Origin of the sequence: Glycomyces sp. YM15, assembly GCF_016918015.1 — a bacterium.
Taxonomy (GTDB): domain Bacteria; phylum Actinomycetota; class Actinomycetes; order Mycobacteriales; family Micromonosporaceae; genus Glycomyces.
In genome coordinates this window covers 46,262-59,012 of record NZ_JAERMK010000024.1, presented here as the reverse complement: position 1 = coordinate 59,012, position 12,751 = coordinate 46,262, and the positions used below count along the sequence as shown (strand labels likewise).

Here is a 12,751-nt window from a genome sequence, read left to right as displayed (position 1 = left end):
GATGTGACCGCATTTCTCCCCGATCGCATCGATGCGCGACGACGCGAAGGCGGTCATCATGACGAATCCACCGCAGGCGGGCAGCTCCCGGCGCACGGCACTCAAGCGGATCGCGGCGACGGCGGCAGCGGCCGCCGTCACGCCGCTCATCGGCGGCGTCGATCCCGCCAGGGCCGCCGACGCCGCCGCCCGGCAGATCGGCGCCGCGGCCTGGCAGACCCTCATCGACGGCAACTCCTTCGCCAGTCGCGCCGCCCTCGAATCCGAGTGGAACTACTTGTACCCCTGGGGTTCCGACCACAACGGCACGGCCCGCATGTACGCGTCCTCGACAGACGGCAACCACTGCTACCTCTCGCCCGCCGGCGTCCTCAACCTCAAGGCCACCCGCATCTCCTGGAACGAGGGCAACAGCGGCAAGGACCCCTACCTGCCCATCCGCTACCACTCCGCGGCCGTCCACGCCAAGCACCAGGTCCTCGTCAACGACCGCTACCCGAACTGGGAGATCCGCGGCGAATTCCAGGCCCCCTCCGCGCGCGGCACCTGGCCGGCCTTCTGGATCACCGGCGCGAACTCCTGGCCGCCGGAGAGCGACATCCTGGAGTACAAGGGCGACAACCGCAACTGGTTCAACACCTACGACGGGGCGTGGGACAACACTGTCGTCGCCGTCTCGTCGCCCGGCAGCTGGCACGAGTACCGGATCTGGATGACCAAGACCTCCGGCACCGACGTGCAGATCCACTACTACCTCGACGGCGCCTGGAAGGGCGCCCACACCGGCTCCAACTTCGTCGGCAAGCCGATGAACCTCATCATCAACCTCCAGATGGAGGGCGCCTCGGGCTCCACCGGTCCGACCGGCGACACCTACTACCGAGCACGCAACCTCTACGTCGGCCGCACCGACAACGGCTGACTCCCGACAAGCGACGGGCCCGGCCGCCAGGCCGGGCCCGTCGTGTTCCCCTGTGGGGGTTGGTTTTGGGAAGCGATTGCCCTACAATCACATTGACAAATATAAATGCCCGGATCGCTGAGGGAACTCCCGGCATGTCTCAGCGTCCGGCCCTCCGATGGAGTCGACATGTCAGTGCATATCGAAAGCCGCCCGCGGCGAAGGCGAATGGCGGCGGTGCTCGCCGCCGTCCTGGGCGCCGTGATCGCCGCGGCCGGGAGCTTCTTCGTCACGACCAGCGCGCAGGCGGTGGAAACCGGTGTCTGGTACAACCTCGAGTCGCGCCACTCGGGCCTCGTGATGGGCATCCGCGCGGCCTCGACCGCGAGCGGCGCCGAGCTCGTCCAGTGGGACAGCAACGGCTCCTACGACCAGCAGTTCCGCTTCGTGGACGCCGGAGGCGGCTACTACAAGATCCAGGTGCGCCACTCGGGGATGGTCCTCGACGTGGCGGGCGCGAGCAGGTCCGACGGCGCCACGGTCCAGCAGTGGGGCGACGGCGGGACCACCAACCAGCAGTGGCGGATCACCGAGAGCGGCGGCTACGCCACCATCGTGAACCGCGCCTCCGGCAAGGCGCTCGACGTCTGGGAGTGGTCGACCGCCCGCGGCGGCCGCATCTCGCAGTACACGCCCACCGGCGCGGCCAACCAGCAGTGGCGGTTGACGCCGGCGGCCGGCGGCATCGAGGCCGACCTCATCGTGGCCCGCGACGGATCGGGCACCCACACCACGGTGCAAGCGGCCGTGAACGCGGCGGCCTCGGGCTCGACGATCCTCATCAAGGCGGGGACCTACAAGGGCAACGTCACCGTGCCCTCGTCCAAGACCGGACTGACGTTCATCGGCGCGACCGGGAACGCCGCCGACGTGGTCATCTACGACAACCGTTGCGCCAGTTGCAGCAACGGCTCCGGCGGGACGTGGGGGACCAGCGGCAGCGCGAGCGTGCTCCTGCAGGGGGCGAACTTCACCGCCGAGGACCTGACCTTCGCGAACACCTACGACGAGGCCGCGAACGGCAACAGCCAGGCCGTGGCCGTCAAGGTCCAGGGCGACCGCATGGTCTTCGACAACGTGCGGTTCCTCGGCAACCAGGACACCCTGCTGACCGATTCGCCCTCGGCCTCGACGGTCTCGCGCCAGTACTTCCACGACTGCTATGTGGAGGGCGATGTCGACTTCATCTTCGGCCGCGGCACGGCCGTGTTCGACGACTGCCGGATCCACTCGCTCACCCGCGGCTCGACCTCCAACAACGGGTACATCGTCGCACCGAGCACCGAGATCACCAACCCCTACGGGATGCTGTTCTACCAGTGCGAGTTGACGAGCAACGCCCCGAACAACTCGGTCTACCTCGGGCGCCCCTGGCCCGCAGGCGGTTCCACGACCGCGCGCGGCCAGGTCCTCTACCGCGAGACCGTCATGGGCCCGCACATCCGCACTGCCGAGCCGTGGTCCGACATGTCCGGCCTGGCCTGGGAGGACGCGCGCCTGCGCGAATACGAGAACACCGGCGCGGGCGCCACGGAGAACAACAACCGGCCGCAGATGTCCGACGCGGACGCGGCGAACTACGAGCGCGTGGACTACCTGCGCGGCAGCGACGGCTGGAACCCGATCCGCTGACCGAAAGCGGCCCGTCCGAACCGGGCGGGCCGCTTTCGCGTGCCCGGGATTTCTCCGCCGAACCGCGCCACGCGGCGGCCCTCGGTGGTTGTCTGGAAGCACCGCCAGGATCCACCAGCCGGGACGAGCACCCGCCCGGCCGACGAAGGAGGCAGTGCATGTCCAAGGTCAAACCGATACCCGACGCCTACCCGCGAGTGACGCCGTACCTGCACGTCCAGGGCGCAGCCGAGGCCATCGAGTTCTACAAGGCCGTGTTCAGCGCAGGGGAGCGGGGCCGCATGGCCGGCCGCGACGGGACCGTCGGCCACGCCGAGCTCGAGATCGGCGGCTCGATGATCATGCTCTCCGACGAATACCCCGAGATGGCCGCGTACGCCCCCGGACACTTCGGTGGGTCTCCCGTGACGATCCACGTGTACGTCGAGGACGTGGACGAGGTCTTCGCCGCGGCGCTGGCCGGGGGAGCGAAATCCCTCAGCGAGGTCGCCGACCAGTTCTACGGCGACCGCACCGGCACCTTCGAGGACCCGTGGGGCCACAAGTGGCACGTCTCCAGCCACATCGAGGACGTCCCGCCGGCGGAGATGGAGAAGCGCGCCGCCGCTCAGGCGCAGGGCTGAACCGCGTCGGGACCCCCGGCACGGCGAAGCGGCCCGTCCGAGACGACTCGGACGGGCCGCACGCGGGAGCGGGCTAGAGCACCACCACCCTGCCGCCCAAGGTCACCACGAGCTTGCCGGTCGCATCGAAGGACCAGCCCAGGCCGCCCGAGAAGTTCGAGCACCGCGAGCCGTTCGTCCCCGACCAGAACTGGTTGGAGCTGTCCGAGTCGCCCACGATCCGGTCGTTCGTGCCGCTCGAATACCGGCAGGACGTGTTGTTCCGGAACACGTGGGACCCGGCGTCGAAGCTGAAGTTCCGCTCCGCGTTGTCGATGCTCAAGTTGTTCGAGATCGTCATCGAACCCGGGTTCGAGTTGTACGTGAACCCGTGCTTGCCGTTGTCGAACGCGATGCTGCGCACCACGGTGTGGTTGATCGGGACGCCCTCGCCGCCGAGCTTGTAGCCGTTGCGGTCGCCCGCCCCGGCCTGGCCGCCGTTCGAGAGCGTGCCGTTCTCGTACGCCAGCGAGTCCTCGATCCGCACCGCCCCGATCGGGTCGTAGTCGTCGTACGTGTACAGGTCCCAGCCGTCATCGATGTTGTTGTGCGCCACCGAATATCGGAAGACGTTCCCCGGACCCACGGTCAGCTTCGCCGCGAAGCCGTCCGCGTCCTCGCCGTCGGAGTCCGCGTTGTCGTGCGACTCCGCGCTCAGGATCAGGTTGTTCGCCGGCCACGACGCGGTCGTGCTGGACGAGCTCTGCCGCGAGAGCTGCAGCCCGGTGTCGCGGTTGTAGCGCGTGACCGTGCGCTCCAGGAGGTTGTTGCTGCCGCTCACGAAGATGCCGTTGTCGCCGGCGCGCTCCACCGTGAGGCCCTTGATGTGCCAGTAGTTCGCGTACAGCGCCAGACCCCGGTTCGAGGAGGCCTCGGACTGCGCCGAGAAGTTCAGCACCGGCCGCTCGCCCGGGTACGCCGCGAGCGTCGTGCGGGCGCTCGACGAACCGCTGTCCTGGTCGATCACCACGGTCGAGGAGTAGTTGTAGGTGCCCCCTCGCATATAGATCGTCCCGCCCGCGTTCACCCGGCTCAGCGCCGAGGCCAGCGTGGTCGGGGCCGCCTCCGTTCCCGCGGCCGCATCGCTGCCGCCGGGGGCCACGTAGATCGCGTTCCCCGTGGGCGGCGGCGTCGTGGGCCCGGTGCCGCCGACCTCGAAGTCGAGGTAGTCGATGTTGGCGAGACCGTCGGCACCGGTGGCCGTGAGCCGGATCGTGTTGCTGCCGGCGTTCACCGGCACCGTGAGCGTCTTGGTGGACCAGGTGGTCCACGAGCCCGTGCCGTTGAAGGCGCTGGCGGACTGGGCGACCGAGCCGTTGACGGTGATGTCGGCGGGGCGCGAGGCGGTGGTGCCGTTGGCGTACCGGATGCCAAGGGTGGCGGTGCCCGCGCCGGCCGCGTTGACGGTGAACTGGGCCGTCGCGCCGGTCTGGTTCGGGGTGTTGCAGAACCCGCTGCCGGAGAAGCCGGCGTTGTCGGAGTCGATGGTGCCCGAGCAGGTGGCGGGCGAGGTTTCGGCCTCGTAGCGGACGGGTGCCGCGGAGGCCGAGTTCATCGCGACCAGGGTGGCCGCTGTGGCGATGATGCCGGCGAAACCGGCAACGAGCGCGGTGCGCACGTTTCTTCGACGAGACATGTTGCTTCCCTTCGCAACTGCGTTGTTGCTCGACCGATTGACGGTTCGCGGGACCGGACGTGAGAGGCCCGAGGCCAGCGAGTCAAACATGGTAATACATAAATCAATCGGTTGCCATGAGCGTAAGGAAAAGGCTTTCCTATGTCAAGGGTGCAAATCGGACATTCACTCTCGCGTTCGGGGGGCACTGCCGTGGCTCCAGTCAGGGCGATTGACAAAGTTTGATGTCCCAACTTATTCTTGTATCGAGGATGCTCGATGCAGCCCCCGGTACGGGCAACCCCTCCCCCCGAGAGTCGAAGTGGACATGAAGGAGTGCCATGCAAGGCGTCAGAAGACGAACCCGCAGGTTGATCGCCCTGGCGGTGACCGCGGTCGCCACCGTGGCGGCCGGCCTCGCCATCCTCGCCCCCTCCGCCGCGTACGCGGCGGAGGGCTGCAAAGTGGAGTACAAGATCGCCTCCGAATGGAGCGGCGGCTTCACCGGCGACGTGAAGATCACCAACCTCGGCGACGCGATCAACGGCTGGGACCTGGTCTGGACCTTCCCCAACGGCCAGCGCGTCACCCAGATGTGGAACGCGAACCACACCAGCTCAGGTGACCAGGTCACCGCCAAGAGCCTCGGCTACAACAAGTCGATCGCCAAGGACGCCTCGGTCTCCTTCGGCTTCAACGGCTCCTGGAGCGGCACCAACGGCGTGCCCACCCAGTTCACGCTCAACGGCGTCGTCTGCACCGGCACCATCGGCGAACCCAGCACCCCGCCCACGACCACCCCGCCGCCCACCGGCGGCGCCACGGCGATGGAGACCGTCGCCGCGATGGAGCCCGGCTGGAACCTCGGCAACACGCTCGACGCCGTCGGCGCCGACGAGACCGCCTGGGGCAACCCGCGCGTCACCCAGCAGCTCGTCGACAGCATCGCCGCCCAGGGCTACAACAGCATCCGCATCCCCATCACCTGGGACAACCACCAGTCGAAGACCGCGCCCTACGCCGTTGAGGACGCCTACATGGACCGCGTCGAGGAGGTCGTGGGCTACGCCCTCAACGCCGACCTGCACGTCCTCATCAACATCCACCACGACTCGTGGATCTGGATGGCGGACATGAACACCGACCGCACCGTCGTCGAGGCCCGCTACGAGGCCATCTGGACCGAACTCGCGACCCGCTTCCGCGACGCGCCGCCGGAGGTGCTGTTCGAGAGCGTCAACGAGCCGCAGTTCAACAACACCGACGACGCGACCGCCCACGCCCTCCTGAACGACCTCAACGTCCAGTTCCACGAGATCGTGCGCGGCACCGGCGGCGGCAACGCCACTCGCGTGCTCGTCCTGCCGACCCTCCACACCAGCGCCGACCAGGTCCACCTCGACTCGCTGAGCAGCACGATCACCGCGCTGAACGACCCGAACCTCGCCGCGACCATCCACTTCTACGGCTTCTGGCCGTTCAGCGTGAACGTCGCCGGTTACACGAAGTACAACGCCGAGGTCCAGGCCGACATCGAGGGGTACTTCAACCGCGCCTACGACGAGTTCATCGCGAACGACATCCCCGTCATCGTCGGCGAGTGGGGCCTGCTGGGCTTCGACGCCCACACCGGCACCGTCGAGCAGGGCGAGAAGCTGAAGTTCTTCGAGTACGTGGGCTACTACGCGAAGCAGAAGGGCCTCACGCTCCAGCTCTGGGACAACGGCCAGCACTTCAACCGCACCACCTTCCAGTGGCGCGACGTCGAGCTCTACAACATGATGCAGGCCAGCTGGACCTCCCGCTCGGGCACGGCCGCCTCGGACCAGGTGTACGTGGCGAAGACGGCCACCGTCGCCGACGTCTCGCTCCAGCTCAATCTGAACGGGACCACGTTCCAGTCGCTGCGACTGGGCGGCACCGACCTCGTGCAGGGCACCGACTACACGGTCTCGGGCTCGACCCTCACGATCAAGGCGAGCCGGCTCACCAGCCTGCTCGGCGACCGCGACTACGGGGTCAAAGCCGATCTGCACGCGGTGTTCTCGCAGGGCACGCCCTGGAGGATCAGCATCATCTCCTACGACCAGCCGACGATGTCGGCCGCGACCGGCGCTTCGAGCAGCTTCGCGATCCCGACCCAGTTCAATGGCGACCAGCTGGCGACCATGGAGGCGAAGTACGCCGACGGCACCAACGCCGGCCCGCAGAACTGGACCTCCTACAAGGAGTTCGCCCGCGCGTTCAGCCCGGACTACACGGCCGGGACGATCAGCCTGCCGACCGCGTTCTGGAACGACGTCAACGACGGCCAGAAGGTCACCTTGACGTTCCACTTCTGGAGCGGCAAGACCGTCACCTACTACGTGACCGAATCCGGCGGCAACGTCACCGGCTCGCTCACCTGATCTGAGCGATGAAGGCGGCCCCGGCGCGAAAGCGCCGGGGCTTGCTCTTTCCGGGTGCGTGAAATATTCGTGGGAGCGGTGCAACCGCCCGCTGACGCATCGGCGTATTGCTATCTGACGATCCCCAACGTCCGCAACGGTCTCGGCCGTTCACCCGACAATCGGAGACAGCATGTCGATTCGCTCATCGAAGCTCCTCATCCGCGCCTGCACGGCGCTCGTCGCCGCGCTCCTCGCGGGCTTCGCGCTGGCCCCCAGCGCCGCTCAGGCCGCCTCCAGCGGCGTCGCGATCTGGAAGGACCCCAACTCCATCTTCAACGGCGGCCGCGCCGAAAGCTCGAGCTCGGGGGAGAACCTCGCGCTGCTCGACTTCCGCGCCGACGGCTGGGGCACCCGTGCCCAGCTCCAGGTGCGCACCCTGGACCCGGCCGGGTACTGGTACTGGAAGAACACCGGCCCCGTCTGCTTCGACGACACGAACACGAGCAACTCCGCCGGCGGCATGACCGTCTGCGACAGCAACGTCGCCGAAGGCGCCACGTACCGCATCCACATCTGGGCCTCCCGCAGCGGCACCTACAAGTGGCACAACTACAGCGGCAACATCACGGCCTAATCGGCCCATTGCACTGAGCCGCTCGGCGGTTCGGAGCAGCCCTGGCGTTGGGGGCCAGGGCTGCGCGATGCGCGGCGCCGTCTCAGTCCTCGCCGCGGCCCGGCGTCGAGAAGTCCTGGGAAGACCGCTTCAATTTCTTTGCGGCGCAGGGTATGCATGCGTGAAGTTCCGACATGCCTCTGGCGGATGAGACCGGCCTCGCGCAGCACGTTGCAGTGGTGGGTCGCGGTGGACCTGCTCACGCTCAGGCCGAAGCTCCCGCAGGCGCGGTCCTCGTCTGAGGCGTACAGCTCGCGGACGATACTTCGCCGCACCGGGGCCACGAGAGCCTCCAGGACCTGCTGCAGCGACACGTTCTCCGGGTGTGCCGGAACCTGCCTACAGCCTTCGGTCGCTGACGTCCGTATTGTCGCCTAACCTCCCGAATCGACGGTCATGTACGATCCACATCGAACTTTGATCATGATCGTACTTTTGCGGCGAAGGAGCGTGGTATGGCCAGGACAGTCCGTTTCCACGAATACGGTGGCCCCGAGGTGCTGCGCGTCGAGAACGTCCCCGTGGACGAGCCGGGGCCGGGCGAGGTGCTGGTGCGGATCGAGGCCGTCGGCCTCAACCGGGCCGAAGCGCTGTTCCGCAGTGGCGTCTACATCGAGCAGGCCCGGTCCTTCCCTGCGCGCTTGGGCGCCGAGGCGGCGGGCGTCATCGAGTCGCTGGGGGAGGGGGTCACCGGTTTCCATGCGGGTCAAGCCGTCAGCGTGATCCCGACATTCTCGATGAACGACTACGGCGTGTACGCCGAACATGCCGTGGTCCCCGCGGCCGCACTCATCGCCCGCCCTGAAACGCTCGACGCCGTCGAGGGCGCGGCCGTGTGGATGCCGTACCTCACCGCCTACGGGGCGCTCTCCCAGATCGGCGGCATCCGGCCCGGTGATACAGCGGTGATCACCGCCGCGTCCAGCAGCGTCGGTCTCGCCGCGATCCAGATCGCGAACCGGCTCGGCGCGGTCCCCATCGCGACCACCCGAACTCGGGCCAAAAAGGACGCGCTGCTGAAAGCCGGTGCAGCCCACGTGATCGTCACCGATGAGGACGACCTCGCCGCCGGTATCCTCGAGCACACCGACGGCAGCGGCGCCGATGTCGCCTTCGACGCCGTCGCCGGACCAGGTGTCACCGACCTCGCCAGCGCCGTCGCCACCGACGGCACCCTGATCCTCTACGGCGCGCTCTCCGGCCAGCCGACGCCGTACCCGGGCTTCGACCTCGGCATGCCCGCCTTGAACATGCGCACGTTCCTCGTCCACGAGATCACCCGCAATCCCGAACGGCTGCGCGTGGCGGTGGCATTCATCGGCACTGGACTGCGCGATGGCACGTTCACTCCGACGATCGACCGGGTCTTCGCCCTCGGCGACATCGCCGACGCCCACCGCCACATGGAGCAAGGCGCGCAGTTCGGCAAACTCGTCGCCGCCGTGTGCTGAGCGCGGACGCGGGGCCGCTGCGGACTCGCCCAGCGGGCGGCGTGCTCAGCGGGTGGATTCGCGGATCTTGAGCTCGAACGGGGCCGTGTGCACCTCGGGGGGCCGGCTCGGGTCCTCGAGCCGTGCGGCGATGAGCTCGACCGCCTTCTCGGCCATCCACCGGTGGTCGGGGGCCACCGTCGACAGCGACGGCGCGAGGAACTCGGACACGGAGATGTCGTCGAAGCCGATGACGCGCACGTCCTCGGGGCAGCGCAGGCCCAGGTCCGCCAGGCCGCGTATGACGCCGATCGCGACCGTGTCGGTGATGGCGACGATGCCGTCGAAGTCGACGCCGGCCTCGTGCAGGTCGTGCACCGCCCTGCGCCCGGTCTCCTGGCCCATGCCGGACAGGCACACCAGCGTCGGGTCCACCGGAATCCCGGCGGCCTTCAGCGCATCCGTGTAGCCGCGGTGGCGGCGCGAGCCGACGTGCACGCCTTCGAGGCTCCAACCGGTGACGTTGGCGATCCGGGTGCAGCCGCGCTCGATGAGGTGCTCGGTGGCCGCGCGCGAGCCGGCCTCGTTGTCCATGCCCACGTGGTCCATGGTCTGGCCGAAGTCGCGTTCGCCCAGCAGCACGATCGGGAAGTCCTTCCAGTGTCCCGGCTGCTCGCGCGGGTCGAGGATCACCGCGCTCAGGATGAGCCCGTCGAACTGCAGCTTGTGGGACTGGCTGATCGCCTCGGCCTCGCCCTCGGCGGCCGCGCCGGTCTGCTCGATGGCGACGTGGAAGCCCTTGGCCGCCGCCGCCGCGATCACGTGCTCGCCGAGCATCCCGAAGTACGGCTGGTCGACGCCGGGCACCGCGAGGCCGATCACCCCGGTGCGCCCGGCCTTCAGCGTGCGGGCGTTGACATTGAGACGGTAACCCGACTGCTGGACGGCCTCGAGCACGCGCCGGCGCACCGGGTCGCTCACCCCGGGCCGGTTGTTGACCACATTCGATACCGTCATCTTCGACACTCCGGCCAGCCGAGCCACGTCGCTCATCGTCACCATCGTCGGTTACCGCCTCTCATGCTGCCCATCTTCCCATCATCCGACCGGTCGCACGACGGCCGTCGCGAACGACCACGGCGGCAGCTCCAGGTCGAAACCGCTGTCGCCCTTCAGGTGGGAGTCCACAGGAGTCACCGGGGAGGCCTCGAACGGGCGGCCGACGTCAGGGTCCGAGGCCCCCGCGAGGAGCCGCAGATCGGCCCGGACCGGGCCCGGTGCACCGGGCAGGACCACCTCGGCCGTGCGCGCGGCCGCGGTCGCGTTGACCACCCGCACGACGTACTCGCCGCCCTCGCGCGAAAGCGCCCCGGCGACGACCCGCTGCTCGGGCCGCAGGTCCTGCTCGTAGTCGTGCCGCAGTTCGCCGTCCACCCAGACGCGGACGCGCGGTCCCTCCAAGCGGATGCGCATGCGCACCGGCTCGCCGGTCCGGACGCCCGGCCACGGGATCGGCCCGTGGTCGCACTCGCCGATCCCGTCGTCGCTGCGCGTCACCGTGGTCGACTTGTTCTGCCAGCCGCCGATATGGACTTCCAGGAAGCTCTGCGGCGCCTCCGGACCGAGACGCACCGTGAAGCCCTCCTCGCCGTCCCGGCGGACCGCCGAGAACTCCAGTTCGGCGTCGCGCGGGTCGATGCCGCCGAGCAGTACGCCCTCGCCTCCCGACGCGGTGACGGCGTCTGGCAGCGGGTTGCCGTCGAGGACGAGTCCCGTGAACGCGACCGTGGCATGGTCGGAGCGGAGCATCACCGTGCCCGCGTCCGGCAGCCCCACCGGCTCGCCCTGCACGCCTTCGAGTTCGACCGCGTGGACCCGTTCGCCGCGCTCGGCGCCGAACATCCGCTGCACGTGGTAGGAAGCGCTCGGCAGCACCTCGTCGCCGTTGAAGTAGATGAGGTCCGGCACCCACTGGGTGTGGCCGACCCGGGCCAGCAGCGGTGCGTACGAGGCCAGCCTGACCACCTCGGGGCGCCGCTCGAGCCCGATCATGTACGCCGCCTCGGCCAGCGCCGAGCGCACGGTGCTCGACCGGGCCGCGTACTCGCCGATGTAGACCTTCGCCCCGGCCGGGTCGTAGGCCTCGTACCGGTCGATGTTCTGGTGGAACCAGCGGGGGACCTGGTAGCCGTGCTCGTCGACCATCGGGGTGCCGCGCTCGCGCGCGTACGCCCATCCGGCCTCGTAGTCGGGGCCGAACGGCTGCGGGCCGGTCGTGCCGATCACCATGACCTCGGGGTGCGCGGCGCGCACCGCGTCCTCGATGCGGGCGTAGCGGTCCCGGAAGGCGTCGGTGATCTCGTCCTCGTTGCCGATGCCGAGGTACCGCAGCCCGAACGGCTCGGGGTGGCCGAGCGCGGCCCGCTTCGCGCCCCAGGCGGTGTCGGTGCCGCCGTTGGCGAACTCGACGAGGTCGAGCACGTCCTGGAGGTACTCGGCCATGTCGGGCTCGGGGATCGGCTTGCCGCCGCCGGGGGTGTTCTGGCAGCACACGCCCGCGGCGACGATCGGGATCGGCGTCGCACCGGTGGCCAGGCACAGCTCGAAGTACTCGAGGTACCCGATCTGGCGGGACTGGTGGTAGCCCCACAGGTTGCGGATCTGCTCGCGCTCGTGGCGCGGGCCGATCGTGCGCTTCCAGTGGTACATGTTCTCCAGGCCGAGACCGTGGGCCAGGCATCCGCCGGGGAAGCGGATGAAGCTCGGCCGCAGTTCCTGCAGCGCCGCGAGGAGGTCTTGGCGGAACGTCAGCGGCTGCCCGTCGGCCCCCAAGGGCCGCAGCGAGACGCAGTCGAGGTCCACCACGGTGCCTTCGGGCGCCGCGAGGCGCAGCGCGCCGCGGCCGTCCGCGGCGGCCGCGAGGTCGACTTCGACCCGCTGCCAGTCACCGGGTGCAACCGTGAAACCGGCCCGGGCCAGCCCGTCGCCGATCTCGGCCTCGATCCGCGCCGCCTCGCCTTGCGCGCGGGCGAAGCACGCGAGGCGCAGTCGTTCTCCGGCGGCGACCCGGATCGGGTCCCAGCCCTCGTTCACGAGGACGGCGGGGCCGACCGCGCGGAGGTGGTGCGCGTTGTTCCCGTGCACCGGGTCCGCGCGGCGCACCTCGACCTCGCCGACGACCTCCCAGCCGGTGAGGGCGTTCCAGCCGTCCCGGTCGGCCTCGTTGAACTCGAAGTCGCCGTTGCGGATCAACTCGGCGTTGAGTCCGCCGTCGAGGGCGTCGTTCAGGTCCTCGATGAACAGGCCCCACAGGTCGGGGGCCGCGGGGGGGGGCCGGGGCCGCCGCGCGGCGGGGGGAGCCCCCCCCACCCGCGGGGGCCCCCCGGCC

General features: G+C 69.2%; 9 protein-coding genes. 6 read left to right on the top strand and 3 right to left on the bottom strand.

Annotated features, from left to right (window positions below; all coding sequences use genetic code 11):
* Positions 1–58: 58 nt before the first annotated feature.
* The 3 genes from JHY01_RS22170 (at position 59) to JHY01_RS22160 (ending at position 3,216) form a co-directional block, all read left to right on the top strand.
* Complete coding sequence (locus JHY01_RS22170) at positions 59–922, top strand: twin-arginine translocation signal domain-containing protein (protein ID WP_205327884.1); 864 nt, start codon at positions 59–61, stop codon at positions 920–922.
* A gap of 168 nt (positions 923–1,090) precedes the next feature.
* Positions 1,091–2,593 (top strand): pectinesterase family protein, encoded by a 1,503-nt coding sequence (locus JHY01_RS22165; protein ID WP_205327883.1) that lies wholly within the window; start codon positions 1,091–1,093, stop codon positions 2,591–2,593.
* A gap of 158 nt (positions 2,594–2,751) precedes the next feature.
* The gene (locus JHY01_RS22160) at positions 2,752–3,216 is read left to right on the top strand and encodes a VOC family protein (RefSeq protein ID WP_205327882.1); all 465 of its coding nucleotides are present in this window, start codon (positions 2,752–2,754) and stop codon (positions 3,214–3,216) included.
* Positions 3,217–3,289: 73 nt separating this feature from the next.
* Here the strand turns inward: JHY01_RS22160 and JHY01_RS22155 are convergent, their stop codons facing one another.
* Positions 3,290–4,891: a carbohydrate-binding protein gene (locus tag JHY01_RS22155; RefSeq protein WP_205327881.1), complete on the bottom strand. Its 1,602-nt coding sequence runs from the start codon at positions 4,889–4,891 to the stop codon at positions 3,290–3,292.
* Between the two features lie 320 nt (positions 4,892–5,211).
* On the opposite strand from JHY01_RS22155, the gene JHY01_RS22150 reads away from it, so the two are divergent.
* The 3 genes from JHY01_RS22150 to JHY01_RS22135 all read left to right on the top strand — a co-directional run bounded on the left by JHY01_RS22150 (position 5,212) and on the right by JHY01_RS22135 (position 9,384).
* On the top strand, positions 5,212–7,278 hold the full coding sequence (locus JHY01_RS22150; protein WP_205327880.1) for a cellulase family glycosylhydrolase: 2,067 nt from the start codon (positions 5,212–5,214) through the stop codon (positions 7,276–7,278).
* A 172-nt stretch (positions 7,279–7,450) separates the two neighbouring features.
* Positions 7,451–7,894, top strand: coding sequence for a hypothetical protein (locus JHY01_RS22145; RefSeq protein ID WP_205327879.1), 444 nt, complete (start codon positions 7,451–7,453; stop codon positions 7,892–7,894).
* A gap of 494 nt (positions 7,895–8,388) precedes the next feature.
* Positions 8,389–9,384: a zinc-dependent alcohol dehydrogenase family protein gene (locus JHY01_RS22135; RefSeq protein WP_205327877.1), complete on the top strand. Its 996-nt coding sequence runs from the start codon at positions 8,389–8,391 to the stop codon at positions 9,382–9,384.
* Between the two features lie 45 nt (positions 9,385–9,429).
* Here JHY01_RS22135 and JHY01_RS22130 read toward each other — a convergent pair whose 3' ends face one another.
* Positions 9,430–10,416 (bottom strand): LacI family DNA-binding transcriptional regulator, encoded by a 987-nt coding sequence (locus JHY01_RS22130; protein WP_205327876.1) that lies wholly within the window; start codon positions 10,414–10,416, stop codon positions 9,430–9,432.
* 45 nt (positions 10,417–10,461) lie between these two features.
* Positions 10,462–12,751, bottom strand: a 2,290-nt coding sequence (locus tag JHY01_RS27465) for an alpha-L-arabinofuranosidase C-terminal domain-containing protein (protein ID WP_205327875.1), incomplete at its 5' end; no start/stop codon positions are given.